The sequence below is a fragment of the Kitasatospora sp. Root107 genome, from assembly GCF_001424875.1.
Taxonomy (GTDB): Bacteria; Actinomycetota; Actinomycetes; order Streptomycetales; family Streptomycetaceae; genus Kitasatospora.
Window position 1 is genome coordinate 1 of the sequence record NZ_LMCT01000032.1, and the last position, 23,983, is coordinate 23,983.

The following is a 23,983-nucleotide window of genomic DNA, read 5'->3' on the forward strand; positions in this document are numbered from 1 at the left end:
CGCGCAGCGCCTCGCGGTCCGCAGCGTCCGCGACCAGCAACGGGAGGTCGGCGCAGCGCGGGTCGGTCTCCGCGAGCTTCGCCCGGACGGCGGCGAGCTTGCGTTCGTCCCGCCCCGCGAGCGCCCAGCGGCAGCCGTCGGGCGCGGCCCGGGCCAGGTATTCGGCGGTGAGCCCGCCGGTGAACCCGGTGGCACCGAACAGGACGAGGTCGTACGGGCGAGGCGCGGTCATCAACAGTCCCTACTCGCGGGTAATCGGCTGCGCCACGCTAGGAGCCCGTCGCGGCACTGTCAACGGCTTCGACCCTCAGCCCGCCGTCGACGACTCGTGGCACGGGCGCAGGCCCGGAACACCCTCGTTCGGCGGAGGCGCGGCCCAGGCGTGTGGGCGGGTCCGACGTGGGTCGTCTGTGCCCTTCGGCTTGCGTCGGGGTGGCACAGTCTGACTGCGTCGCCCGCTTGACCCCCGGTCGCCCGGCGATCGCTCTGACCGCACGTCAGACCATGTGCAGCGCACGCTCTTCGTCCAACGGAGGACATCTCGCGGGCTGTTGCGCACACCGCGTGGTCCCCGGCGAGTCCGTTCGGCCGGCTGGCCGGCACTCAGGGGCCTTCCGGAACAGCCCTCCGGTTGCCCGTCCCATGAACGTCCGCCGCACCCCGGGAAGCGGGCCCGGGGTACGACGACAGTGAGGGGTGATTCACTGATGCCGTGCAGTGATCCACCAGGTCTGCGAACGGCGGGGTTTTCGTCCGATGTACACAGCAGCTCCAGAAGAAGCCCGCATCGAAGGTGTGGGCAACATACTGATCGCGCCCTCGGCGTTGCAGGACAGCGACGTGGCCGGGGACTTCTTCGGGGCCGTGCTCACGCCGAAGGACCTGGCGTCCGGCTCGCCCGACCTGGCGGGGAAGGACGTCTACCTGTGCGGCGACGTGTCGGCGGTCAGTGATGGTCAACTCCGTTCGGCTGCCCGAGTGTTCGTCGTCCGAGAGCTGTCACACGGATACCGGGAGGACGCCGACGCACCGTGGACGGTCGTGGATCTCGGCCGGGTCCCCGTTCGGGTGCACGGGGTCGGCGTGTACTACCGCCACTTCTTTGACCTCGACGACGACCACTTCGGGCGGATCTCCGCGGAGCACGAGTTCCAGGCCCTGACGGAGTCCACCAAGCCCGGGGCGGCCCATCGGAGCGGCATCTACCTGACGCCCGTCACCCGCGACGGCGACGACCTGCACTTCCGTCTGCTCCGCTGCTCCACCAACCTCTCGGGCCCGACCGAGGGCTTCCGCCCCACCGACACGAGCATCGTCGAGACCCTCAACCGCGAGGCCGCCACCGTCTTCCGGGACCACTCACGGCTCAACCATGTGCTCGCCCAGACCTACCACAACACCCGGGCCACGCCCGAGCGCAAGCAGGCCAAGGCCAGGATCTCCTCGCACGCAGACAAGACCAAGGACATGCCCGCCAACGGCATCATGGCCTTCTGCACCTTCTACGACGGGCTCGACAGGCTCCAGCCCATGGCCGAGGACGCCTTCGACCACGGCATCAAGCACACCAGTGGCCTGACCCGGCTCAACTTCCGCCGCAAGTCGCCGGCCGAGGCGCGCGACGAGGCCGCCCTCCCCGCGCAGTTCAGCCTGACCCTCTATCCCGGCTCCGTCTTCTTCATGCCGCTCTCCACCAACCGCCTCTACACGCACGAAATCCGCCCCTCGACCCTGGACGCCGAACTGCTCCCGACCCGCCTGGGCTACGTGGTGCGCTGCTCGAACACCGAGGCCGTGCACCGGGACGGCCGGACCTTCCTCAAGAAGGCCGACGGACTGGTGGAGTTGGAGTCGCCCACCGAAGCCGGGATGGACGAGTTGCGCAGGCTGTACGCCGAGGAGAACAGGTCCACGTCCTTCATCGACTACGGCGAGCGCTTCCTCTTCAGCATGAACTCGGGAGACTACCGTGCCCCGCGATCCTAGGATCCCGGACGAGGTCCGCTCCCACCCCCTGCCGGTCGCCGGCGATCCCTTCAACGAGCTGTCTGCGTCGGTCAGTTGGGAGGACGTCGGCAAGGGCAGGCGAGGCGCGGTGCTCGCCCGGGTCGACGAGTCGGGCGACGTCCCGCTGGTGCGGACCACCACCCGGTACGGCAGCCCGACGCAGCGTTTCCGGCCCGTGCACGAGCAGTTGGCGCAGCGGATCCAGAAGCACGCGGCCCTCCCGGTCGCCTTCAACAACGCCCTCATCGAGACCTACACCAACGCCTACGCGACCATGGGCAGCCACTCCGACCAGGCCCTCGACCTGGCCGACGACTCGCACATCGCGGTCTACTCGTGCTACCGCTTCCCCGAAGCCGTCCCGTCGAGGAAGCTGATCGTCGAACCGAAGCAGCCCGGCGGCGACGGGTTCGAGATCCCCCTCACCCACAACTCCGTCGTCACCTTCTCCGTCGACTCGAATCGCCGGCTCCGGCACCGGATCGTCCTCGACACCTTCGCCCGGACACCGGAAAACCTCTGGCTGGGCGTCACCTTCCGGACCTCCAAGACCTCCATCCGGTACCGCGACGGACACGCGTACCTCCCGGGGGGCGCGCGCCTGCTCCCGGCCGACGAGGAGCAGCAGGGCGAGTTCTACCGACTGCGCCGCCGCGAGAACCACGAGACGGACTTCAGCTACCCGCAACTCACCTACACCATCAGCGAGAGCGACCTGGTGCCGCCCACCGCACGGTCGACGGATCGATGACGTCGGCACTCCGGGTCGGGCTCGATGAATCGACGCCGGAGATGGCCGGGTCGGGGCGATCGGGTGTGGTCCGGCTCGACGTCGACGGGCTCGCATTCCCCGAGCGCCTGTGGAACGACCTTCCCGTGGACTCACGCTTCCGGGCCGGGCAGCGTCCACACGAGGTGCCGTGACAGCACCACACCGAACCGCTCATCGCCGGTGGGTGGCACAGCCGCGTCACCCACCAGGAAACGCCCGTCAGATCGACCGCAGCCAGCTTCCCCTGGCCCGTTCGACCATGCGCGGCGCCAGGTCCACACCGGTCACCCGATGCCCAGCCTCAGCCAGTAGCAGGGACAACGAACCGGTTCCACAACCGATGTCGAGCACATCGACCGGACCGGGCGGCAGCCACGAAGCCAGCCGTCGTGCCCACGCGGCACGTGTGTGCTCAGCCCTCAACCCGTGATCGGGCTCGGCGTCGAAAGTCAATGCGGCGGCGTCCCAGTACTCGGCTACCGCAGTGGCGAGGTCACACATGACCGCATCCTCGCAGCCGCCACCGACAGGTCTTCGTACGGTTCAACTGGAGTTGCGCACTGCGATAGCCGGCCTTGTCTCAACCGCCGACGTGGATGCGGGGCCGGCGGGCGGGGTCGGGTTCGTTCTTGCGGATGATCTCGCGGGTGACCGGTGCGGTGTCGCCGCGTCCGAGGAGGAAGTAGCGGAACATGTGCTTCAAGGGGCTGCCCTCGGCCCAGGCGAAGTAGCAGTGAGGCTGGACCCCGGTGGTGTCGCGCAGAGCCAGGAGGATCGCGGCGATGGCGTTGGGCGCGGCCGGTGCCTGGGCGCGCAGGACGCGGTAGCCGTCGACCTCGACACCGTGCACGGTGAGTGTCTCGCTGAAGTCGGAGGGGTCGACGACGTCGATCTCCAGGAACAGCACGTCGGCGCGTCCGGGGACGGGGTTGTCGCCGCGTTGCTCGCGCTCCTTGTCGGCGTACTCGGCTCGGTCGCCGCCCTGGCGGCGGTTGGCGATGATGTTGATCGCGTTGTCGTGGGCGAGGGTGTCGGTGACGAACTGTCGGGCGGTGGGGTCGAACACGATGCGGTCGGCGCGCAGTTCGGTGGTCCGCGAGACGCGGGAGACCAGGGACACGAGGATGATCCCGGCGATGAACATGCCGGAGATGGCAATGCCGTCGGGCTTGTCGACGATGTTGGCGACGAGGGCGTAGAACAGGATGGCGGTGAGCACGGCGAAGCCCGCGGTGCCCGGGCGGTGGCCCCGGCGCATCGCGGAGACGGTGACGGCGAAGGCGCCGGAGACCATCATGGCCAGGATGCCTGTGGCGTAGGCGCCGGCCTGGGCGTTGACGTCGGCGCCGAAGGCGATCGTGATGCCGACGCAGAGCGCGGTGTACACCAGGACGACCGGGCGAACGGCCCGTCCCCATTCGGGAGCCATGCCGTAGTCCGGGAGGTAGCGGGGAACGATGTTGATCAGCCCGGCCATCGCGGAGGCACCTGCGAACCACAGGATCAGGATGGTGCTGATGTCGTAGACGGTGCCGAACGCCTCGCCGACGTGCTCGTGTGCCAGCCAGGCCAGCGCCCGGCCGCCGGCCGCGCCGCCCGGCTCGAACTCCTGGTGGGGGATGAGGATCGTGGTGACGAAGCTGGCGGCGAGCAGGTAGACGCTCATGACGAGGCCGGCGGTGGTCAGCAGTCGCCGGGTGTTGCGGATCCGTGAGGCGAGCCGCTGCTCGGCGTCGACGCCGTCGGCGGACACCAGCGGCATCATGCTCACACCCGTCTCGAACCCGGACAGGCCCAGCACCAGCAGCGGAAAGGCCAGCAGTGCCGGGCTTGCGAGGCCGCCGAAGCCGCCTCCGCCCTCGGTGAGGGCGCCTGTCCACGCAGACCAGGCCCCGGGGGTGGTGAACACGTCGACCAGACCGACCGCGATGACCACGGCGTTGAGTGCCAGGAACACCGCGACCAGCGGGATGGCCACGCTGACGGCCTCACTGAACCCGAGCAGGAACACACCGCCGAGCAGCAGCAACAATCCGACGGTGATGGCCACTTCGTGGCCGTGCAGGGCTTGGGGGAAGAGCGGGTTCTCCACCACGTGCACGGAGGCATCCGCCGCCGACAACGTGATCGTGATGATCCACGAGGTGGCCACGAAGCCGAGCAGCATCAGGACGAACAACTTGCCGCGCCAGAACGGCAGCAACTCCTCCAGCATCGCCACCGATCCCGCGCCGTTCGGGCTCTCGCGCGCCACCCGCCGGTACATCGGCAGCATCCCCAGCAGCGTCAGTGCCACGAGCAGTAGCGTCGCCAGTGGCGAGACCGCACCTGCGGCGAGCGCGGCGATCGCCGGTACGTAGGCGAGGCTGGAGAAGTAGTCCACGCCCGTCAGGCACATCACCTTCCACCAGGCATGGGACTGTGCCTGCGCGTGCCCCTCTCCGGCCGCTGGACCGACCGGCTGTACGCGGTGCTCCAGCATCCACCGTGCCAGGCCCGAAGCCGGCGGGGGACGCAGCGCGGGGCTGTCCACCACTTCCGGCACCGCCAGATTCTCAGCGGCCGCCTCTGGCACGGTCCGCTCGTCGGCCGTCTGCACAGCCCGGTTGCCGGTGTCGTCCACGTTCCCCATCGATCCTTCTTCCGCCCCGTTGACTACCAGCACCGCGTGCCCGGCGACTGAACGGCCACCCACTGCGTGGCGAAGCTCGTATCCCCTGTCCTTGGGGTGCTAACCCACAAGGGCGCCTGGCAGGCGGCACACTCGCCAGGCTGCCTACCAGCCGAGCAGGCTGACCCAACCTGCTGTGGGCCCGTCTGACCAGCGCTGTCCAAAAATCTTGACGATTCCTTAACGGCTGCGCCGACGTCTCAGCGCGGGGCGCGGGAGTTGCTGCGGCGTAGCCGCTACCGCGTTGGTGAGTTGCGTGCTGCGGGTGGGTCGAGGTCTGTGTCAGGTCGTGCCTTGGTCGGCCGGGTCAGGGGGAGCGCAGGTGTTCCTGGATGCCGCGCAGGGCCATCAGGACCTTCGTGTGGCCCACCACGTTCTCGAGTTGAGGGAGGGTCAGCCCGGGTGTGCCGGGGGTGGCGGTGGCGGTGAGGCCGAAGACGGTGCCGGCGGGGGTGGCGAACAGGGCCTCGACGTGGGGCTGCGGTCCGGTGTGGGCGGCGAACCAGCCGGTCGAGTTGTCCGAGAGGACTCGCGGGAGGCACTCGGTGGCCGGGGCGGCCAGTCGGGGATCGCAGGGGGATGTGGGGGTCTGGCCCGGCGGCAGGGGCTGACCTCCCGTCACCTGGAGCCGGACGCCGCTGGTGGGCTCGTGGAGGAACAGGGTGCGCTGGTCGGGGCCGCCCCCGTTGCGGGCGATGCCGCCGGCGAGCCCGGGCGGCATCGCGGCCGGGACCTCGGCCCACAGACGGGCGTACAGCTCCTCCAGCTCATCGGGCCCGGTGGCGGTGGCGCTCGGGACGTTCAGGGCCGGGGTGAGGACGGTCGGGCCCGGCCCGCTCCCGACGTTGGAGAGCAGCAGGGCGGCGGCCGCGATCAGGGCCGTCCCGGCTGCGAGGGCCCTGGTCCGGTGCAACCTGCGGAGGCGGCGGCCGCGGGTGCGGATCGCGGCCAGGACGGCCGGCACGGGCGGTTCCTGGCTGCTGAGCAGGTCCTCGAACAGGGCCGTGGCGAGCCGACCGTCCTGGTCGTCTGCGGGCTGGGTCATCGTCACTACCTCGGCTTTCGCGGTGGTCGAAGGTCGGCGTCGTCCTGCGAGGGCGTCAGGCACCGGTGATGTCATGGGAGGCCTCGCCGAGCACGGCGCGCAGCTGGGCCAGGGCGCGGTGGCTGTCGGAGCGTACGGTGCCCTCGCGCAGGCCGAGGATCCGCGCGGTCTCGGCCACGCTCTGGTCCTCCCAGTACCGAAGGACGAGCACGGCGCGGTACTGCGGGCGCAGCTCGGCGAGGGCTGCCAGCAGTACCAGTTGGCGGTCGCTGTCCGGGGAGACGGTGGGCTGCTCCGGCAGGTCGGGGGTGGTGACTTCGGTGCTGGAGCGCAGGCGCCTGGTGTCGATGTGGGCGCGCACGATCACCGTTCGGGCGTACGCGGCGGCGCTGCGGGGGTCGCGGAGCCGGTGCCAGCGGGCGTACAGCTTCACCAGCGCGCCCTGGACCAGGTCCTCGGCCGAGTGCCAGTCCCCGCACAGCAGGTAGGCGGTGCGTCGCAGGCCCGGGTACCGAAGAGCGGCGAACTCCTCGAACTCGCTCTCTGTACTCCTGGGCATGCTGGTCCCTCCGTTCCGGCTGGGGTCGGGTCCCCTACTACCTGGACGTGTCGAGGCGCCCCGGACGCTGCAGGGACGAGGGCCTTGTTCCACGCGAGGGTTGCGAGACCGATGCTGCAGGGCTTCAGGGGAGCCGGGCGGCGTGCCTGACGGCGGTGTTGAGGAGGTACTCCAGCGGTCCGCGCTCGAAATGGCGGGACCACAGGGCGGCGAAGAGTACGGCGGCGAGGACGAAGCCAGCGAGGACCGGGATCGGTGAGCCGGGCAGTTCCTCGATTCCGAGCACGCGGATGCCGATGATGTGGCCGACATAGTGCTGTGACCGGATAGGTTCGCCGGGTTGGTGGTGGCGAGGGCCAACCCGGTTGGATGTCGGGAGACGTTCAACGCAGTACCGGGAGGCGTGGTGGCGGAGCCGGTCAAGGTTCGGAGGCTGACCGATCAGGAGGGTCAGCAGTTACAGCGGATCGTGCGTCGGGGCAGTACGAGTTCGGTGCGCTATCGGCGGGCGATGATGCTGCTGGCCTCGGCCGGCGGCAACCGGGTTCCGGTGATCGCCCAGCTGGTGCAGGCCGACGAGGACACCGTGCGGGACGTGATCCACCGGTTCAACGAGATCGGGCTGGCCTGCCTGGACCCTCGTTCGATCAGGCGATGAAGTCGCGCTCGCCCATGCTGCGGCGCTTGCCTTGGCCCGCGGGGTGGGTGCGCAGGCGGTGGCACAGCCGGGTGCGGGAGCCGGGCCGCATGGCGATCAGCCCTGCCACCGACAGGCGTCCCGAGCGGCGGCCGCTGACCGTCACGACCGGAGTGCGGTCGCTTCGGCCCCAGGTACGTCCTTTGGGCGGACGGCGGGTGAAGCCTGCCTCGTCCTTGAAGCAGATGTAGCCCCCGCAGGCCGCCCGGGCGCTTTTACCTCCGCCCAGGTCGCCTCCTTCCACACGGTGACGGCCTGCTCGTCCCGCTCGGCCACCCGCCGCGCCGGAACCTGCGGGCTGAAACCGAGCCGGTGCATCAGCCTCGTCGTCCCGGAGACGCTGTAGGAGACGTGGAACTTCCGGCCGACCAGCGTGGCCACCCTCGCCGCGGTCCACACCTGGTCCTCCACCCAGCCGTGCGCGGCCGGACCCTCCTCCAGAAATCCGGAGAGCTTGGCCAGGCACCGCGGCGACAGACGGCACCTCGACCCGGCCGGGCCACGAGAGACCAGAGCCTGTACTCCGCCGTCCCGCCACAACTCATGCCAGTGGTAAGCCGATTGCCCGCTCACCCGCAGACGCCGTGCCACCTCCGACGGCCTGATCCTCTGCTCGAACAGCTCGGCCGCCTGCATCCGCACCGACCCCCGACGCAGCCGTCCCTCAGCGGTCAGCCCGCCCCCATCCGCATATCTCACGCACCATCAGATACAGCCCTAGCACCACGCCCATCAGGAACTTCGGGACAGTTCACCCTGACGCGCCGAAGTCAGTAACTACCCGGCCTTGGGGGAACTTCAACCACTAGGAATGGAGTTTCATGTGTGCTCGAGTTCGCCAGCCTCGCGGCGTCTCATCGATCTGCAGGTCATGAGTAACAGCCGCGACGATGGCCAGGCCGCGGCCGTGCTCGTCGGGGTCACTGGGGGGCGGGATGGCCGTTTTGGGCTGCCCGTGATCGGTGACTGTTATCTCCAGCGTCGGGCCGGTGCATGCGATCGCGAGCGTCATGACGTCGTGTCCGTGCAGCACCGCGTTGGTCAAGAGCTCGCTGATCACCAGTTTCGCGGTGGCCTGGGCGTCGGCGCTCATTGCCCAGGCGGCGAAGAGAGCGGAGGCACATTCTCTGAGAAGGCCGACGGATTCGGCCTGTGCTGGTGCTGTTACGCGGACGCTGGGCGCCTGGGAAACCAGGAGTTGGGATCGACGCGGCGCGGTGCGGGAGGTGTTGGTGAGATACATGGTGCTTCCCGGAGGTCGGGGCATGTCTACTCGTCACCGAGGCAAGCTGCCCGTTTACCCGCAACCTGGGCGGTTCCGGGTCTGGGGGTTCCGTCACTGGCCGCTGCCGCTGCTGCCGCCCCACCTTCGTGGCTGGGGCGGCGGTCTCACGACCGGCGACAGGTCTCAAGGACGGGTGGTGGTGCGCGTTAAGTGAGCGCGGGCCGGACACTCTCTCGTGGGTGCGACGCCAATGGGTCCATCGGCTCCGCCGTGTGCGAGAGCTACGCGGTGACGCTTTCGGTGGCCGCGGTGTCGTCGTCGAAGGTCATCTCCGGTGCGGGCTGGCGGAAGCCCTTGGTCAGGATGGCCAGGTAGACGACGCCGATCGCCAGCCATACGCCGCCGATCTGGAGTGCGACGTCGCCGAGCTTCGTGAGCAGGTAGATGGAAACGCCGGCGCCGATGGCCGGCATCACCAGGTACGAGAAGACGTTGAGGGTGTGGCCGTGTCGGCGCTCTCGGACCAGGTGGGCGATCACGCAGACGTTCACCAGGGCGAAGCCGAGGAAGGCGCCGAAGTTGATGAACGAGGTGGCTGTGGTCAGGTCGAGTTTCATGGCGATGACACCGGCGGCCGCGGTCAGCAGCAGGTTCAGGACGGGCGTGCCGGTTTTGCCCGACAGCTTGCCGAAGACGGCCTTGGGCAGTGCGCCGTCGCGTCCCATGACGTACATGAGGCGGGCGGCGGAGGCTTGCAGGGCGATACAGGAGGCGATGGAGCCGGCGATCGTGACGAAGTTGATCATTTCGGCGTACGTCTTGCCGCCGACCTGGACCTTCAGGTGGTAGGCGGCCGCGTCGACGTCGGCGAACTTCGCGCCGGGGTGGACCAGTTGCATCACGAAGGACAGCACGATGAAGATCACTCCGGCGGCGATGACGCAGCCGATGATGCCGCGGCCGATCGTCCTGGCTCCGCCCCTGGCCTCCTCGCCCAGCGTGGAGACGGCGTCGAAGCCGAGGAAGGAGTACGCGGCGATGGCGGCGGCCGCAGTGACCGCGCCGATCGAAGTGCCGGAGTTCCACAGGGCGTCCGTCGCGGGGGCGGAGGAGCCGTGCTTGCCGAGGAACACGACACACAGGGTGGCGAAGAGGACCAGCGACCCCAGAGCGAAGAACATCAGGACCTTGTTGACGCGGTCCGCGAGCTTCATGCCGAAGACGTTGATGCCGGTGGTGAGGCCCACCGAGACGATCAGCCAGACCCACTTGGGTACCGCGGGGAACTGGGCGTGGAAGTAGATCGCCGTGATCAGCCAGCCGACCATCGGGATGAAGAAGTAGTCGAGCAGCATCGCCCAGCCGGACAGGAAACCGATGCGGCTGTCGAGCATCTTGCGGGCGTAGGTGTAGACCGACCCCGCGCCGGGCACGGCGCGCGCCATCTTCGCGTAACTCAGTCCGGTGAGCAGCATCGCGAGGGTGGCGACGGCGAACGCGGTGGGGGCCACGCCGTCGCTGGTGGCGGCGACCACGCCGAAGATCGTGACGACGATGCCGGGGGAGATGTAGGCGAGGCCGAAGAGGACGACTGAGAAGAGGCTCAGGTCGCCCTTCAGTCTCATGCTGTTACCGGTCTCGCTGTTCATCGCGGGGGCTCCTCGGTGGTGTGGGCGGGGGTCCAGGTGGCGGGGTCGATGCGGCCCCCGTAGAGCGGGAGCTCGAGGGCCGGGTCGCCGGGGCGGAATTGGTCCCAGATCCGGTTGAGGCCGGCGGTGCCGTGGCGGCGGACGTTGCTGACCTCGTCGAGGTCGATCACGTCGGTGAGGGTGGTGTCGCTGGCGTCGACGGTTTCGGCGCGCACCGTGCCCTGCGGGTCGATGACGAGGCTGCGGCCGGTCCCGGATGGGGCGGCGGAGTTGACGCTGGCGACGAAGACCTGGTTGGTGATGGCGTTGGCGCGGTTGAGGACGAGTTCCTGCGCGCGGTCGCTCGTCGGGGTGCGGACCACGTTGACGATCAGCTCTGCGCCCATCCAGGCCAGATGGCGGGAGATCTCCGGGAACCAGGTGTCGTAGCAGATGGACAGTCCGATGCGGCCGACCCCGGCGAGGTCGACGACCTCGAACCGGTTGCCGGGTGTGGTCGTCTCGTAGGGGCGCCACGGGCAGATCTTGCGGTACGCGGCGATGCGCTCACCTTGGGGTGAATAGACCGGTGTCGTGTTGTGGACGTGGTCGCCGGTGCCTCGCTCGTAGACGCTGCCGGGTACCAGCCAGATGCCCAGATCCCCCGCGAGCTCGGCGAAGACCGCATCGCGTTTGCCGTCGAGCGGCTCGGCGGCCTGCTCCGGGGCAGCCGGGATGCCGGGGGCGCTCTCGCCGAGGTGCAGTTCGGGGTAGACGACGAGGGCGCCGGGTGCATGGAATTTCACGCGCCGCTCCACGTCGGAGGCAAAGCCTGCGAGGTCGTCGGCCGGGCGGCCGGGCGCCTGGGCGAGGATCAGGGGCAGGGGGCGGGCCATGGGGGACACCAGCCAATCGAAGGGTGGGTTCTACGAGGAGAAGTCGACGAAGATTCGGGTGCCGGTAACCAGAAGTTCCGGTGGGACAAGAATGCGTCCAGTCAGCCATAGCCTCAAATACTTGAAAGGGTTTATTATCATGCCTTTGAGGCATGAAGGTGTCATGCCTCCTCCGTCGCCCGAGGGACCACGCCATGGAAATTCGAGTGCTGCGCTACTTCCTGACCATCGTGGAGACTGGTTCCGTCACCAAGGCTGCCGAGGTGGTCCGCGTCGCCCAGCCTTCACTGTCGCGCCAACTGCGCGGCCTGGAAGGGTCCTTGGGGATGACGCTCTTCGACCGCGGCGGCAAGCAGATGGTCCTGACGGCGGCCGGCCGGCGCTTTCTTCCCCTGGCCCGCGACCTGGTCGCCCGGGCGGACGCCGCCGAGGCCGCAGTCGGTGCGCTGGCTGCCGGTCGTGCCATGCGGATCACCGTGGCGGCGCCGCTCACCACCATCACCGACGTGATCGCGCCGTTCCTGGCCACCTGGGGGCCGGAGGATCCGCTCGTCACCGTGCAGGCCGAGAGTCCGGCACGTGCGTACCAGGCCCTTGCGGGAGGCGCCGATGTAGCCATCTCCTCGGCACCTCCCAGGCACCGTTTCGCCGGGGCCCCGGTGGCCCGCCTGCCGCTGTGGGCCTACGTCCGCGCCGACCATCCCTGGGCGGACCGGGACCACGTCACCATCAGGGAACTTGCCGCGAAGCCCCTCATCGTCCTCACCCCGGCGCACGGCACCCGCCGCATCCTGGACCATGCCGTGCAGGATGCGGACGCCTCGTACGACATCGTGCTCGAATGCGACACCCCGCACGTCGCACAGGCCATGGCGGCTTCGGGCCATGGTGTCGCGGTGGTCTCCGACGATCCCCGTTTCGACCTGCACCCGCTGCTGATCCTCGACAGTACGGGCGAACCGCTGCAGATCCACCTGCACGCGGCGTGGGACGCCGGGCACTACGCGCTGCGCAGCATCGAGGCATTCGCGGCCGGGTTGTCACGTTTTTGTGTCGAGCGGTACGGGCCGCAGGTCGCCGCCCGTCTGTGAACTGCAGCGACGGCTACAGACCACGGTCCTCAGCTGGAGGCCGTCGGCGTGGGCCAGGCCCTTGATGCACACCCCGGCACAGCAGCCGGCACACCCGACCATCGCGCAACGCGCCTCGTCTCACGTACCGGCAGGTAACGGCTCGATTGCAGATGGAATCGATAACGATCTCGGTGCACACCTTGCGTCACGGCTCGTCACCTCTAGCCTCCGTGCATGGCCTTTCTCTCAAGTCGCCGCAGGCGGGCACGAGTTGTCCTGGAGTTCGACGACGCTGCCCTCGGCCGGCTGCTGAAGTCCCTCCAGGCGACGGCAAGTACGGGCACAATCGGGACGATGGACCTGTTCATGGCCCAGGTATCGCGCCTCCTGGACCAGAGCCGGGTCGACTGGGACCGCCGCACGCACCAGCTCTCCGTGCTGGCGTACCACCTGTCCGAATCGCACGGGCCCCGTGCCTGGGCCGCTCGTGAGCCGCGCAACACGAGCGCGCTCGTTCTGTCCGCATGGGCGCAGCTCGAACGCGGACGCTCCCGGGGGTCTCTGGAGGACGCGGCCGGCATCGTCGACAGCTGTCGACGCGCCGCCGAACTGGCGCCGGAGGACCCTACTCCCTGGGTGGTCCTGCTGGGCCTGTCACGGCTGGAGCGCCGCGGCCAGCCGGAGGTGTTCAGCCTGTGGAACGAGGTACTGACCCGCGACCGCTGGAACCGCGAGGCGCACCTGAGCATGCTGCGTTATCTGGGGCGGGAGGAGATGGGATCGCGCATCCAGGTACTGGACTTCGTCGAAGCGGTCCGCGCCCGCACTCCCGCGAACGCGCCCTGCGCGGCCACCGAGCTCACCGCCCAGGTTCTGCAGTACCAATCCGTCCTCACCCGGGGCGGAGTCGAGGCACTGCTGGCACGCCACCACTGGTCCCATGCATCGGCCGCCCAGGCCCTCGACCGTGCGGCACACATCTGGGCCAGGCCCGGGTTCTTCCACCACGCGGCGGCCCTCGCGGACCTGAATCTGCTGGCCTACGCACTGGTGGCCGCCGAGCGGCGCGGCGAGGCCCGTCCGGTCTTCGAGGCGATCAACGGCATGGTCGCGGCCTGGCCCTGGAGCGTCGGAGGCGACCCGGTATCCGAGTTCGAGAAGGCGAGGATCAGGAGCGGGGCGGGCGTGTGAGTTGGGGGTACCCTCACCCCTCGGCAAGGCGGGCGGACGGCTCTTGACTGCAGAGAAATGTGGGAGGGGACGTCAACGGCGGATGATGTTCCCGGCCTTGGGGTCCTTCTGGCCGTGGGTGACGTCGAACGTGACGTCACGGTGCCGCTGGCCGTCCTGCGTCCTTCGATCTCTCCGGGGTGCCGGCAGGAGTTGAGTAGCGGGATCTTCCGTTGCTGGGAGACAGCTAACGCCGTTCTCCCTTGCATCGGCCGCTACCGCGGTCTTGCTCCGGTGTGTCACGACCAGACCAAGGTCGGCAACTACAACGAGGGAATCCGCTTCCCCGAGCCCGTGTCCCAGCGTCTCGACACCCGCCGAACCAAGACACTCCAGCTCTTCGAAAAGCGCTAGGTGCTCCGTCCCGGGAGGTTGTGGACGGTCGGCCATGCCCTCGACATCTCAGTCTCCAAGATCCCCGACCTCGTCACCCGCGATCAGCTCTGCGTCTCCTCGCGGCGTCCAATAGCGGCCGCATCGGGTATGACGAGCAGCTTGCCGGTGGTACGCCGAGCCTCCAGATCGCTGTGGGCCTGGGCGGCCCCGGACAGTGCGTAGCGGCCCGTTACGGTGACCTCAAGCGCCTTGGAGCGCACCCACTCGAACACATCGGCGGCCCGTCGGAGCAGTTCGGACCGATCGGCGATGAAGTCCCCGAGGCTGGGCCGGATCAGGGTCAGCGAACCGCCGTGGGCGAGCCGAATCGGATCAAACGGCGGCACGGCACCACTTGCCGCGCCGAAGAGCACGAGATGGCCGCGGGTTCGCAGGCTGGCGAGGCTCGCATCGAAGGTGTGCGCGCCGACGCCGTCGAAGACAGCCGGCAGTCCCTGACCGCCGTTGAGCCGCCTCACCTCGGCTGCGAGATCGTCGACTGCGGAGGAAAGGATCACCTCAGCGGCCCCGGCACGCTTCGCCAGCTCGGCCTTCGCCGTGGTCGACGTCGTGCCGATCACCCTGCCGCCGAGATGGGTGATGAGCTGGGTCAAAAGCAGCCCCATGCCACCAGCAGCCGCATGCACGAGCACCGTGTCGCCCCCCTGAACCGGGTAGGCGTCCTTGACGAGATAGTGCGCGGTCATGCCTTGGAGGAGCACGGCGGCGGCTGTCTCGAAGCCGATATCGTCGGGCAGCGGCACCAGCCGGGAGGAGTCCACGACGGCCCGCTCGGCATACGTGCCGGGAATCTCCACCCAACCGACCCGGTCCCCGACTGCGACGTCAGCGACGCCGGGTCCAACTTCGACGACCGTGCCGGCGCCCTCAGCGCCCGGGGTGAAGGGCAGCGGGAGGCTGTACCGGCCTTCGCGGTGGTAGACGTCGAGGAAGTTGACGCCGGATGCGGCGACCTCCACGAGCGCCTCGCCCGGACCCGGCCGCGGCTGGTCCACCTTGGCCTCCTGCAGCACCTCGGGACCGCCCACTTCGTACACCTGAATCGCTCGCATGTCCCCCACCAACCCCGTTGATGGCGATCCGATTCCCGGCAAGCAGACCAGCCCGCCGCCCCCGCCGAGAGCTGAGACGCCTGCTTTGCACCCGGGTCTGGGACAGGAGACCGAGGCTGTCAAGGGTCGACGAATGCGCCACCCGCCCACCGCCTTCGGATACTCCTCCGGCCTCGGGAACCGGCCCATCCGCTGGTACGACTTCAACGTCAGCAGCAGGGCCAGCTGATCTCCATCCGCTCCGCCGCCCACGCCGCCTCCTCCCGCGTCGGCGCAAAGAACAGATGGTGGGTCGCGTTGAACAGGAAGCTCAACTCGCCCTTGTGGACGCAGTTCTGGTTGCGGTCGACCAGTGCGAACGGCAGGGCGGCACGGGAGAAGGCGCCCGCGGCGCCGGTGTCGCCGTTCTCCGACCAGGCGCGATCCGGTCCGACGATGAGGTTGTACGTCGAGTCGGACTGCGTGTCACCGGTGATGGCCAGGCCATGGACGGTGGGGATCAGGCGGCTGCCGTTCTGCACCAGGCTGATGCTCAACGGCGGCAGGTGCTTGCCGCAGCGGATCAGCTCTTGACGTTCTTGAGGCCGTCGGCGCTGCCGAGCGCGGTGGCGGCCGCGCCGATCAGTGCGGCCGAGGCGAGCGAGCAGGGTGGGCCCAGGGCGCGACGAACGGGTTCCAAGCTGGGCGGCCCGAGGTCGGGCGGCCGGACTCGGCCAGGGCGCGGTGCGCAGCTAGCCTCCGTGTTTCAGTTCGCGTCGGCTGATTGGGGTGATCCCTGTGTCGGAGGTTGCGGGGCTGGCGTCGGTCGTTGGGCGGCCGAGGGCCCGGCGCAATGGCCGGGTGCTCCGGGGTCCTTGGGGCCTGGGTGGTCAGGGTTGCAGGGGGTTGAACGCCGCGGTCAGTTCGTTGTGCCAAGGCCAGGTGGCGGCGATCCGCAGGCGTAGGCGGCGGGCTGCCGTCCGGTGCCCGGTGAGGTGAACCAGGCCGGTGAGTTCGGCGGCCTCGGCGCCGGCACGGAGGGTCCTGTCCTGTTCCAGCGCGGGGTGCCAGAGCTGTTCGGGTAGGGCGCGGATGGCTTTGCGGACGGAGTCGGGTGACGCCGTGGCTAGCGGAGAAGGTGGTCTGGACCCCGTGCTGCCTGAGGACGCGTAGGTGGGTGAGGAAGGCTTTGGCGCTGCCCGGGCTGCTGGCGCGGTGAGATCGGGGTGGCGTGGCGGTGGGCGTCAGGGCTCTGCGCGAGGGCTTGATCGAGGGCGGTGATGTGGTTGGTGGCGGTGTTCGCGCAGGCGTTGCCCGGTCGCAGGATGCTGGCGAGGACCACGCAGGTGTTGTCCAGGAAGCAGGGCATCGGGTGGTAGCCGAAGCCGCGTTTGTAGGTGACGGCGGCCTGGCCCGTCGGCGCTGACGACGTGCCTAGGCCGTGAGCGGCACGCAGAAAGTGCCTTCCTGCTGGTACGAATGGGGCCTTGGACAAGCCTCATCGTTGCAGTTCAGAAGGCACTTTCGCGTTTCCGATCATGCCCCGGACGCGACCCCGGATGATACGTGCAGGCTAGTTGCTGCTGCGGTCAGTGGACTTCGGCAGGCTCGGTCGGGGTGCGGAGGGGGCCGAGGCCCCGCATGACGGCGCCGGCCTCGTAGCCGAGCAGGGCGGGGGGAAAGGGCGGGGCGGCGTCGCGCAGTTGCTTCCACAGGGCGTTGAGTCCCGCGGTGCCGTGCTCGCGGACGGTGGAGACCAGGTCGAGGTCGAGGAAGAGCGTGAGGAACTCCTCTCCGCTGCCACCCTCGGCCATCAGGCGGCCTTCGGGATCGGTGACGACCGAGCGGCCGGTCCCGAACAGCGCGCCGATGTTGGGGTTGACGACGTAGACCTGGTTGGTGATCGCGTTGGCGCGGGCCAGGACGAGTTCCTGCGCGCGGTCGGAGGTTCGGGTGTACGTGGGCTGGAGGATGACCTCCGCGCCCATCCAGGCCAGCGTCCTCATGATCTCCGGGACCCAGCCGTCGTAGCAGATGGCCAGGCCGAACCGGCCGATACCGGGGATGTCGAAGACCACGTGCTCGTCGCCGGGCACCGACCGCTCGTAGGGCATCCAGGGGAACAGCTTGCGGTAGCGCGCGACGATCTCGCCCTCCGGCGAGATGGCCAGCGCGGTGTTGTGCAGGTGGTCGCCGTTGCGCTCGGCGATCGTGCCGGGGACGATCCACTTGCCGGTCTCGGCGGCCAGTGCGCACAGCCGCTCGGTGAGCGGCCCGGGGATCTCCTCGGCGACCCGGTCGATGTAGCCGGGCGCCGACGGCGCGTCGAAGCTGCCCATCCCCGTCAGGTAGTACTCGGGGAAGACCAGCAGGTCCAGGGCCGGCATCGAGGAGGCCAGCGTGCGGACCTCGCGCTCGAACTTGGCGAGGGTGGCCTCGGGGTCGTTGGGCACTGGCGCCACCTGCGCGGCAGCGATCCCGATGATGCGGCTCACTGGCTACTCCCTATGCTGCTCGGTGCGCTGAGTTCGGATGCGGGTACAGCCGCCGCGCCGGATGCGGGTGCGGGCGCTGGTTTAGCTGACGGGTCGGCACGGGCGCCGTCACCCGGAGCAGGACCCCCCGCAGCACCGCTCCCCGCCTCGTCGCCCGCCTCCGGGCCGCCCATCAGGGCGGCCCGCCCGCGGCCGGGCACGGCAGCGATCAGCGCCCGGGTGTAGTCCGCTGCGGGCTCGTGCAGCACCTGCTGCGTCGGCCCCTCCTCGACCAGCCGCCCGGCGCGCATGACGCCGATCCGGTCGGCCAGGCGCCGTACGACGCCGAGGTCGTGGCTGATCAGCAGGTAGGCCAGGCCGCGGTGCTGCCGCAGGTCGGCGAGCAGGTTGAGCACCTGCGCCTGGACTGACACGTCCAGTGCCGACGTCGGCTCGTCCAGCACCAGTAGCACCGGGTCCATCGCGAGCGCCCGGGCGATCGCGACGCGCTGGCACTGGCCGCCGGACAGCTCGTGCGGCCGCCGCCCCAGGAACCGGTCGGCCAGGCCGACCGACGTCAGCAGCGCCGAGACGGCCTCGGCGCGGGCGGCCGCGGTCAGGTCCGGCTGGGCGAGCCGCAGCGGCTCGTCCACCAGCCGGGCCACGGTCATCCGCGGGTTGAGCGCGGCGAACGGGTTCTGGAAGACGATCTGCACCCGCTGTCGCAGCGCCCGCAGGTCGCGGCCCCTGGCCTGGTCGAGCCTGACTCCTTCCAGCGCGACCTCGCCGGCCGCAGGTCTGAGCAGGCCGAGCACGGTACGGGCGAGCGTCGTCTTCCCGCAGCCGGACTCGCCGACGACGGCGTACGACTCGCCGGGCGCGATGCGAAAGCCGACGCCGTCCACCGCGCGGTGCTGGCCGTACGCGACGACCAGGTCCTGCACGCGCAGGACAGCGGGGACGCCGGAGACGTCAAAGGTGTCGGGGGTGTGGGGGGTGTCGGGGATCACGCCGCGACCTCCGGATCGGCGAAGTGGCAGAGGGCGCTGCGGCCGCCGGGCAGCGTGCGCGCCGGGGGCGGCGTGCTGCGGCACAGGTCGGCGGCCTGCCGGCAGCGGTTGGCGAAGACGCAGCCGGTGACGGCCAGCACGTCGGCCGGGACCTCGCCGGGCAGCGAGGCCAGCGGCGCGCCGTCGTCATCCACGGTGGGCACCGCGGCCAGCAGCGCCTTGGTGTACGGGTGCGCGGGGGCGGTGAACACGTCCTCGACCGGCCCGGTCTCGACCACCTCGCCCGCATACAGCACGGCGACGCGGTCGCACAGGTCGCGGGCCTCGCCGAGGTTGTGGGTGACGAACAGCACCCCGAAGCCGTGCGCGTGCTGGAGCCGCAGCAGCAGCCGTCTGACCTGCTGGGCGACGGTCACGTCGAGCGCGCTGGTGGCCTCGTCGGCGATGACCAGCCGCGGCTCGCAGGACAGCGCCAGCGCGATCATCGCGCGTTGCAGCATGCCGCCGGACAGCTGGTGCGGGTAACTGCCGAGCACCCGGTCGGTGTCGTGCAGTTCGACCTCGGCGAGCAGTTCCGCAGCGCGGGCCCTGGCCTGCTCGCGCGAGCCGCCGCGGTGCCGCCGGATGACGCGCTCGAACTGGGTGCGCAGGGGGCGGACCGGGTCGAAGGCGGTCGCCGGGTTCTGGAAGACCATGGCGATCGCGCCGCCGCGTACCGCGCGCAGCTGCGACGGCGGCGCGCCGAGCAGTTCGCGGCCGTCCAGCCGGATGCTGCCGCGGGCCTGCGCGGCGGGCGGCAGCAGGCCGAGCACGGCGAGGCCGGTGAGGGTCTTGCCGCAGCCGGTCTCGCCGACGACGCCGAGGGTCTGCCCGGGTTCGACGGTGAGCGTGACGCCGCGCACCGGCCGGGTCGCGCCGCCGGACCGGCCACCGGGCCGTGGGAAATCGATCGTCAAATCTTCGACGGTCAGCAGCGTCATCGGGTCACAGCCCTGGGGTCGAGGATGTCCCGCAGCGCGTCGCCGAGGACGTTGAAGGCGAGCACGGCCAGGAAGATTGCCGCACCGGGCAGCGCGGACAGCCACCACTGCGACAGCACGTAGCTGCGCCCGTCGGAGACCATCAGGCCCCAGTCCGGCGTGGGCGCCTGCGCGGCGAGGCCGAGGAAGGCCAGCGACCCGGAGGCGAGGATCACCGTGCCGATGTCGATGCTGGCCTGGACGACGATCGGCGCGGCGGCGTTCGGCAGCACGTGGCGGGCCAGGATGGTGGTGTCGGACAGGCCCAGCGCCCTCGCGCCGTCGACGAAGGGCCGGTCCCGCAGCCCGGCGGCGAGGCCGCGGGCGAGCCGGGTGTACCAGGGCCACCAGGCGATGGCGAGGGCGATGCCGGCGTGCATCAGGCTGGGCCCGAGCATCGCCGCGATGACCATGGCGAGCAGCAGTGGCGGGAACGCCAGGAACATGTCGGCGATCCGCATGACGGCCTCGTCCAGCCGGCCGCCGCGGTAGCCGGCGAGCAGGCCGAGCGGGACGCCGACGGCGACTGCGAGGGCCACCGTCAGCAGTGGCGTCAGCAGCGCGGGCCGGGCGCCGATGATGATCCGCGACAGCACGTCGCGGCCGAGCGGGTCGGTGCCGAGCAGGTGGCCGCCGGTGCCGGGCGCGAGGTTGCGGTGCGCCACGTCGGCGACGCCGCGGCCCTGGTCGGGGAATGGTGCGAGCCAGGGCCCGAAGACGGCGAGGACGAGCAGCGCGCCGACCAGGACCACGCCGATCAGGGCGAGGCGGTCCCGCAGCAGCGCGGTGGCGATCCGGCGCAGGCGGGTGGGTGTGGGGGTGTCCGCGGTGCGCACGGTGTCGGGCGGGCCAGTGGTTGCGGCGAGGAGCGTCATGTGAGTCTCACCCTCGGGTCGAGGCGGGCCTGCACGATGTCCACGGCAAGGTTGACCAGGATGTAGGCGGCCGCCCCGAGGACGGTGACGCCCATGATCGCCGGGTAGTCGGCGTTGAGAAGCGCGGTCGCCGCGAACTGCCCGAGGCCGGGCCAGTTGAAGACCACTTCCACGAAGAACGCTCCGGTCAGCGAGTAGGCCAGGGTCAGGCCCGCGACGGTGACGACCGGCGGCAGCGCGCCGCGCAGGGCGATCTGGCCGACCGTCATCYGCTCACGCAGCCCGTAGGCGCGCGCGGCGCGGATGTGGTCGGCGGCCAGCACCTCGATCATCGAGGCGCGGGTCATCCGGGCGATGACGCCGAGGGGGTACGCGGCCAGCGTCAGCGCGGGCAGCACCAGGTGGTTGAGAGTGTCGGTGAACCCGGCGGCGTTGCCGGTCAGCAGCGCGTCGACCAGGTGGAAGCCGGTGATGTCTCGGATCGGGTCGGTGAACTCCAGGTCCGGTTCGTTGCGCCCGGTCAGGGCGAACAGGCCGAACTGCCCGAACACGGTGACCTGGAGCAGCAGTCCGAGCCAGAAGGCCGGCATCGACACGCCGCCGATGGCCAGCATCCGGATGACGTGGTCGGCCAGCCGTTGCCGGCGCACCGCGGCGATCACGCCGAGCGCGATGCCGAGGACGAGCGCGATGGTCATGGCGGCGGTCAGCAGTTCGAGGGTGGCCGGGAGCCGTCCGAAGATCTCGGAGGTGACGGGCTGCTTGGTGCCGATCGAGGTGCCCCAGTCGCCGCGGACCAGTCCGCCGAGGTAGTGCGCGTACTGCATCGGGAGTGACTGGTCCAGGCCCAGCTGGTGTCGGATCTCGGCGATCTGCTCGGGCCGGGCCTTGGGGCCGAGGTAGGCGAGGGCAGGGTCGGCGGGTACCACGCGGGCCAGCACGAAGGTGACGACGGTGGTCCCGAGCAGGACAGCGGCCGCCGCCGCAGCCCTGCGGAACAGGAAGCGCCGCATGCTCAGGCCCCCGCGCGGGTCAGGGCGTGGAAGTTGTAGTTGGAGGAGTAGTTCTGGTTGCAGGCCATGCCCTTCACGGTCTTCGGGACGACCAGCGGGTTCGTCGCGTCGTAAAGGAAGAAGCCGGGTGCCTGGTCGTACAGGCGATTCAGGGCCTGGCCGTACTCGCTCATGGCCTTGGCGTTGTCGGTCGCCGTGTGGGCCCCGGCGTCGTCGAGCAGCTTGTCGAAGGTGCTGTCCTTCCAGTAGCTGAGGTTGAAGGACGGCTTGTCGCTGGAGTGGAACAGCGAGTAGAGGTTGTCGGAGCCGGCGTCGGAGTAGGTCGGCCAGTACAGCAGCAGGAAGATGTCCTGTGCGGACTTCGGGTCGGCCTTCGCGCGGTCCCACTGCTGGTTGAACAGCAGCGCCTGGACGTTGGCGGTGACGCCGATCTTGGCGAATGCGTCCTTGATCAGCGGCGTGAAGCGGGCCTGGGCCTGGTTCTCCGCGGCGTAGGTCACGTTCAGCGTCAGGCCCCCGCCGTCGGGGTAGCCGGCCGCCGCGAGCAGGTCCTTGGCCTTGGCGAGGTCCTGGCGGTACTGCGGGGTGCTGTCCGAGTACGGGAAGATGCCCTGCGGGACGGGGCCGCGCGACTGCGTGCCGAAGCCGTGCGCGCCGACGGTGATGATGTCCTGGTACGGGATGGCGTACGACAGTGCCTGCCGGACCCGGACGTCGTCCAGCGGCTTGCGGGTGGTGTTGAAGAAGCCGACGTAGTCCGAGGCGGTCTTACAAGTGGTGACGGTGAAGCGCTCGTCGTTCTTGAACTGGTCGATGTTCTCCAGCGGCAGGCTGGTGGCCAGGTCCGCCTGGCCGCTGGTGAGCATCTGCTGCTGCACCACGGATTCCGGGGTGATGGTGTTGACGACGGTGGTGTAGGAGTCCTTCTTCCAGCCGTCCCAGTAGCTCGCGTAATTCTTGAGCAAGACGCGCTGGCCCGAGGTGTACTCCGCGATCGTGTACGGTCCGGTGCCGCCGTCCTTGCCGGAGTCGAAGTACTTCGGGTCGGCCTTGGCGGCGGCCAGCGCCTTCGGGCTGACGATCCACGCCCCGTACATGCTGGAGGCGATCAGGTCCATCGGCGCGGCCTGGCTGAGCTTCATCACGACGGTGTGCTCGTCGGGCGTCTCGACGCTCTTCAGCGGCGCCCAGATGAAGCTCGCGCCGCCGTGGTCCGCGGCGGCCTCGACGGACGCCTTGACCGCGGCTGCTGTCAGCGGTTCGCCGTCGTGGAAGGTGACGCCGGTGCGCAGGTGGAAGGTCCAGGTCAGCTTGTCGGGGCTTGCCTCCCACGAGGTGGCGAGCGCCGGCCGGTAGGGCTGGTCGGAGCCGGCGGGGTTCTTCCACAGCAGCGGCTCGTAGACGTTGGCCAGGTAGAAGACCTCGGTGGAGAACGACTTCACCGGGTCCCAGGTGGTGACATCGGCGGTGGTCGCGACCTTCAGGATGGCCGCCGAGGCGGACTGCGATCCTGCGGAGCTGCTGCAGGCCGAGGCGGACATCAGGGCCAGGCTGAGGGTCAGGGTAAGGGCGCAGGTCGAGGCTCTGGTCTTGCGCAGGGACATATCGGGCTCCTCGAGATCCAGCCGCTTGCGGCTGGTGCCGCCGCGCTGCTGTGGGGGTTGGGCTGAATCTTGCTGGCCACTCACCATGTCGTCCAATGCCTATTCATGCTGCGATACATGCCTCAGAGGCATAGCGGAGATCAGGCACTGGACACGACACTGGACGCTGTTCGTTGCCCAGCCGTCACTGTCGCGGCAGGTCCGCAGGCTAGAGGGCGAGCTGGGGCTGCGGTTGTCCGACCACACTGCGGCTGACGCTAGCCAGGCGACGGTTCCTGCGGATCGCGCGGACCTGACCGCGCGATGCGACGCCGCGCGGAAGGCAGCGGCGGCGCCGGCCGACGGCGGGGTTCATTGCGCAGATGCGGGCGGACGCGGCGCAGCTCAGCGTCGAGGAGGTGCCGCCTTCCGACGCCTACGCGGCACCGTGGCGGGGGTGGACCTGGTGATCTCCACGGCGCCGCCGCCGCAGCAGCAGCCGGCGGGTGGCGAGGGGATTGCCAGGCTGCCGCTGCTGGCGCACCCGCCGCCCGGGCACGCATGGGAGGCGTGCGACAGGCTGCGGCCTGTGACGACGTCGATCCCGCGATTGCGCAGACGCTAGCCGCCGCGGGGCACGGTGTCGCGGTGGCGTCCGGGGACCGGCGGATCACGCTGTATGCCAGGTGGGACGCGAGCGACTACGCGGCGCAGGCGATCGAGCCGCTGATGCACGGGGTGCGGGCGTACTTCGTGCAGCGCTACGGGGCCGGCGCGGC

The 23,983-nt window shown here is 69.9% G+C and carries 20 protein-coding genes and 3 pseudogenes; 5 read left to right on the forward strand and 18 right to left on the reverse strand.

The window, feature by feature from the left end:
- A pseudogene (locus ASC99_RS25235) lies at positions 1-232 on the reverse strand (saccharopine dehydrogenase NADP-binding domain-containing protein); the annotation flags it as partial.
- Between the two features lie 524 nt (positions 233-756).
- Between ASC99_RS25235 and ASC99_RS25240 the strand changes: the two are divergent.
- Both ASC99_RS25240 and ASC99_RS25245 read left to right on the forward strand, forming a co-directional pair.
- Positions 757-1,986 (forward strand): hypothetical protein, encoded by a 1,230-nt coding sequence (locus ASC99_RS25240; protein ID WP_057236079.1) that lies wholly within the window; start codon positions 757-759, stop codon positions 1,984-1,986.
- A complete protein-coding gene (locus ASC99_RS25245; RefSeq protein WP_057236083.1) occupies positions 1,970-2,758 on the forward strand; it encodes a hypothetical protein in 789 nt (262 codons plus the stop codon). The genes ASC99_RS25240 and ASC99_RS25245 overlap by 17 nt, the downstream gene beginning before the upstream one ends.
- A 134-nt stretch (positions 2,759-2,892) precedes the next feature.
- On the opposite strand, the pseudogene ASC99_RS25250 reads toward ASC99_RS25245, so the two are convergent.
- The 5 genes and pseudogenes from ASC99_RS25250 to ASC99_RS39510 form a co-directional block, all read right to left on the reverse strand.
- Positions 2,893-3,280 (reverse strand): annotated as a pseudogene (locus ASC99_RS25250) (class I SAM-dependent methyltransferase); the annotation flags it as partial.
- Between the two features lie 79 nt (positions 3,281-3,359).
- Positions 3,360-5,261, reverse strand: coding sequence for an amino acid transporter (locus tag ASC99_RS25255; RefSeq protein WP_369825170.1), 1,902 nt, complete (start codon positions 5,259-5,261; stop codon positions 3,360-3,362).
- Between the two features lie 496 nt (positions 5,262-5,757).
- Positions 5,758-6,495 (reverse strand): hypothetical protein, encoded by a 738-nt coding sequence (locus tag ASC99_RS25260; RefSeq protein WP_057236086.1) that lies wholly within the window; start codon positions 6,493-6,495, stop codon positions 5,758-5,760.
- A gap of 55 nt (positions 6,496-6,550) precedes the next feature.
- On the reverse strand, positions 6,551-7,054 hold the full coding sequence (locus tag ASC99_RS25265) for a SigE family RNA polymerase sigma factor (RefSeq protein ID WP_057236089.1): 504 nt from the start codon (positions 7,052-7,054) through the stop codon (positions 6,551-6,553).
- A gap of 124 nt (positions 7,055-7,178) precedes the next feature.
- Positions 7,179-7,340 (reverse strand): DUF418 domain-containing protein, encoded by a 162-nt coding sequence (locus tag ASC99_RS39510; protein WP_200948418.1) that lies wholly within the window; start codon positions 7,338-7,340, stop codon positions 7,179-7,181.
- Positions 7,341-7,460: 120 nt separating this feature from the next.
- On the opposite strand from ASC99_RS39510, the pseudogene ASC99_RS37705 reads away from it, so the two are divergent.
- Positions 7,461-7,697 (forward strand): annotated as a pseudogene (locus ASC99_RS37705) (helix-turn-helix domain-containing protein); the annotation flags it as partial.
- 156 nt (positions 7,698-7,853) lie between these two features.
- Here the strand turns inward: ASC99_RS37705 and ASC99_RS25275 are convergent.
- The 4 genes from ASC99_RS25275 to ASC99_RS25290 form a co-directional block, all read right to left on the reverse strand.
- A complete protein-coding gene (locus ASC99_RS25275) occupies positions 7,854-8,387 on the reverse strand; it encodes a winged helix-turn-helix domain-containing protein (protein ID WP_057236093.1) in 534 nt (177 codons plus the stop codon).
- Between the two features lie 169 nt (positions 8,388-8,556).
- Positions 8,557-8,994: an ATP-binding protein gene (locus ASC99_RS37710; RefSeq protein ID WP_162257922.1), complete on the reverse strand. Its 438-nt coding sequence runs from the start codon at positions 8,992-8,994 to the stop codon at positions 8,557-8,559.
- Between the two features lie 263 nt (positions 8,995-9,257).
- On the reverse strand, positions 9,258-10,625 hold the full coding sequence (locus ASC99_RS25285) for an APC family permease (protein WP_057236098.1): 1,368 nt from the start codon (positions 10,623-10,625) through the stop codon (positions 9,258-9,260).
- Positions 10,622-11,500: a carbon-nitrogen hydrolase family protein gene (locus ASC99_RS25290; RefSeq protein ID WP_057236101.1), complete on the reverse strand. Its 879-nt coding sequence runs from the start codon at positions 11,498-11,500 to the stop codon at positions 10,622-10,624. Before ASC99_RS25290 ends, ASC99_RS25285 begins: the two co-directional genes overlap by 4 nt.
- 194 nt (positions 11,501-11,694) lie before the next feature.
- Between ASC99_RS25290 and ASC99_RS25295 the strand changes: the two genes are divergently transcribed.
- Both ASC99_RS25295 and ASC99_RS25300 read left to right on the forward strand, forming a co-directional pair.
- On the forward strand, positions 11,695-12,591 hold the full coding sequence (locus ASC99_RS25295) for a LysR family transcriptional regulator (protein WP_057236104.1): 897 nt from the start codon (positions 11,695-11,697) through the stop codon (positions 12,589-12,591).
- A 216-nt stretch (positions 12,592-12,807) separates the two neighbouring features.
- On the forward strand, positions 12,808-13,764 hold the full coding sequence (locus tag ASC99_RS25300; RefSeq protein WP_057236106.1) for a hypothetical protein: 957 nt from the start codon (positions 12,808-12,810) through the stop codon (positions 13,762-13,764).
- Positions 13,765-14,240: 476 nt separating this feature from the next.
- On the opposite strand, the gene ASC99_RS25310 is transcribed toward ASC99_RS25300, so the two are convergent.
- The 8 genes from ASC99_RS25310 to ASC99_RS25345 form a co-directional block, all read right to left on the reverse strand.
- Positions 14,241-15,251 carry a quinone oxidoreductase gene (locus ASC99_RS25310; protein WP_057236113.1) on the reverse strand — a complete coding sequence of 337 codons (1,011 nt, stop codon included), beginning with the start codon at positions 15,249-15,251 and terminating at the stop codon, positions 14,241-14,243.
- 209 nt (positions 15,252-15,460) lie between these two features.
- Positions 15,461-15,787 carry a hypothetical protein gene (locus ASC99_RS25315; protein WP_057236116.1) on the reverse strand — a complete coding sequence of 109 codons (327 nt, stop codon included), beginning with the start codon at positions 15,785-15,787 and terminating at the stop codon, positions 15,461-15,463.
- Positions 15,788-16,819: 1,032 nt separating this feature from the next.
- Positions 16,820-17,725, reverse strand: coding sequence for a carbon-nitrogen hydrolase family protein (locus tag ASC99_RS25320; RefSeq protein ID WP_057236119.1), 906 nt, complete (start codon positions 17,723-17,725; stop codon positions 16,820-16,822).
- Positions 17,722-18,714 carry an ABC transporter ATP-binding protein gene (locus ASC99_RS25325; RefSeq protein WP_063857185.1) on the reverse strand — a complete coding sequence of 331 codons (993 nt, stop codon included), beginning with the start codon at positions 18,712-18,714 and terminating at the stop codon, positions 17,722-17,724. Before ASC99_RS25325 ends, ASC99_RS25320 begins: the two co-directional genes overlap by 4 nt.
- Positions 18,711-19,670 carry an ABC transporter ATP-binding protein gene (locus ASC99_RS25330; protein WP_162257923.1) on the reverse strand — a complete coding sequence of 320 codons (960 nt, stop codon included), beginning with the start codon at positions 19,668-19,670 and terminating at the stop codon, positions 18,711-18,713. The genes ASC99_RS25325 and ASC99_RS25330 overlap by 4 nt, the downstream gene beginning before the upstream one ends.
- 20 nt (positions 19,671-19,690) lie before the next feature.
- The gene (locus ASC99_RS25335) at positions 19,691-20,608 is read right to left on the reverse strand and encodes an ABC transporter permease (RefSeq protein WP_082598608.1); all 918 of its coding nucleotides are present in this window, start codon (positions 20,606-20,608) and stop codon (positions 19,691-19,693) included.
- On the reverse strand, positions 20,605-21,621 hold the full coding sequence (locus ASC99_RS25340) for an ABC transporter permease (protein WP_057236124.1): 1,017 nt from the start codon (positions 21,619-21,621) through the stop codon (positions 20,605-20,607). Before ASC99_RS25340 ends, ASC99_RS25335 begins: the two co-directional genes overlap by 4 nt.
- 2 nt (positions 21,622-21,623) lie before the next feature.
- Positions 21,624-23,225, reverse strand: a complete 1,602-nt coding sequence (locus ASC99_RS25345) for an ABC transporter substrate-binding protein (protein WP_057236127.1) — start codon at positions 23,223-23,225, stop codon at positions 21,624-21,626.
- Positions 23,226-23,983 lie beyond the last annotated feature (758 nt).

Excerpts from the sequence above, each read along its gene's own strand:
- ASC99_RS25240 (WP_057236079.1), top strand. The coding sequence starts at position 757 with ATGTACACAGCAGCTCCAGAAGAAGCCCGCATCGAAGGTGTGGGCAAC.
- ASC99_RS25255 (WP_369825170.1), bottom strand. The coding sequence starts at position 5,261 with ATGCTGGAGCACCGCGTACAGCCGGTCGGTCCAGCGGCCGGAGAGGGG.
- ASC99_RS25260 (WP_057236086.1), bottom strand. The coding sequence starts at position 6,495 with ATGACCCAGCCCGCAGACGACCAGGACGGTCGGCTCGCCACGGCCCTG.
- ASC99_RS25265 (WP_057236089.1), bottom strand. The coding sequence starts at position 7,054 with ATGCCCAGGAGTACAGAGAGCGAGTTCGAGGAGTTCGCCGCTCTTCGG.
- ASC99_RS25275 (WP_057236093.1), bottom strand. The coding sequence starts at position 8,387 with ATGCAGGCGGCCGAGCTGTTCGAGCAGAGGATCAGGCCGTCGGAGGTG.
- ASC99_RS37710 (WP_162257922.1), bottom strand. The coding sequence starts at position 8,994 with ATGTATCTCACCAACACCTCCCGCACCGCGCCGCGTCGATCCCAACTC.
- ASC99_RS25285 (WP_057236098.1), bottom strand. The coding sequence starts at position 10,625 with ATGAACAGCGAGACCGGTAACAGCATGAGACTGAAGGGCGACCTGAGC.
- ASC99_RS25290 (WP_057236101.1), bottom strand. The coding sequence starts at position 11,500 with ATGGCCCGCCCCCTGCCCCTGATCCTCGCCCAGGCGCCCGGCCGCCCG.
- ASC99_RS25295 (WP_057236104.1), top strand. The coding sequence starts at position 11,695 with ATGGAAATTCGAGTGCTGCGCTACTTCCTGACCATCGTGGAGACTGGT.
- ASC99_RS25300 (WP_057236106.1), top strand. The coding sequence starts at position 12,808 with ATGGCCTTTCTCTCAAGTCGCCGCAGGCGGGCACGAGTTGTCCTGGAG.
- ASC99_RS25310 (WP_057236113.1), bottom strand. The coding sequence starts at position 15,251 with ATGCGAGCGATTCAGGTGTACGAAGTGGGCGGTCCCGAGGTGCTGCAG.
- ASC99_RS25335 (WP_082598608.1), bottom strand. The coding sequence starts at position 20,608 with ATGACGCTCCTCGCCGCAACCACTGGCCCGCCCGACACCGTGCGCACC.
- ASC99_RS25345 (WP_057236127.1), bottom strand. The coding sequence starts at position 23,225 with ATGTCCCTGCGCAAGACCAGAGCCTCGACCTGCGCCCTTACCCTGACC.